Genomic DNA, 785 nt, shown 5'->3' on the forward strand with positions numbered 1-785 from the left:
CGCAAGCGCCTGGCCCGCCGCCGCGCCGTGGGCACCCGAGCGCCGATCCTGGTGGAGGCTCGGCAGAACGCCCGGTGGTCGCTGGATTTTGTCCACGACCAGTTCGCCAGCGGCCGTCGCTTCCGGGTCCTGAATATCGTCGATGACGTGACCCGGGAATGTCTGGCGGCCATCCCCGACACCTCGATCCCGGGGCGGCGGGTGGCGCGCGAACTGACGGCGCTGATCAATCAGCGCGGCAAGCCGGACATGATCGTCTCCGACAACGGCACCGAGTTCACCTCGAACGCCATCCTGGGCTTCGCCGAGCGGATGAAGATCGACTGGCATTACATCGCCCCGGGCAAACCGATCCAGAACGCCTTCATCGAAAGTTTTAACGGTCGGCTGCGCGACGAGCTGCTCAACGAGACGCTGTTCCCCTCGCTCTCGCACGTGCGGGCAACGGCGGCGTCATGGAGGACCGATTACAACCTCAACCGACCGCACTCGCGGCTCGGCTGGCTGACACCTGCCGAATACGCCGACACCTTCAACCCGCGACGGGATCTGCCGCTGCGCTCAATGGCCAGCTCCGCGTCAGCCCCCGTCGCTCACTCCGCCCAGATGGGCAAAACCAACCGTCAGAGTCTCCATCACGCTGGATAGAAGTTGGGGGCAACGTCAATGTCCGCCGCGACCAGCACCTCCAGGCCGAGCAGGAGCGAGCGTCCGATGCTCATCTTGTAGGCGTCGTAGCGTGGCAACTCGCCGGCATGGCGGATGGTTCGAGTGGACCAGACGAT

At 65.4% G+C, this 785-nt stretch carries 2 protein-coding genes; one reads left to right on the forward strand and one right to left on the reverse strand.

Translation table 11 applies throughout. From position 1 onward, the window contains the following. On the forward strand, nt 1–648 hold a 648-nt coding region (locus tag AACY08_RS27645; protein ID WP_339472286.1), incomplete at its 5' end, for an integrase core domain-containing protein. On the opposite strand, the gene AACY08_RS30715 is transcribed toward AACY08_RS27645, so the two are convergent. After that, nucleotides 636–785, reverse strand: coding sequence for a DUF1622 domain-containing protein (locus AACY08_RS30715; protein ID WP_445262048.1), 150 nt, complete (start codon nt 783–785; stop codon nt 636–638). The genes AACY08_RS27645 and AACY08_RS30715 overlap by 13 nt on opposite strands.

The organism is Pseudomonas sp. EL_65y_Pfl1_R83, assembly GCF_963970695.1.
In the GTDB taxonomy this organism is placed as follows: domain Bacteria; phylum Pseudomonadota; class Gammaproteobacteria; order Pseudomonadales; family Pseudomonadaceae; genus Aquipseudomonas; species Aquipseudomonas tritici.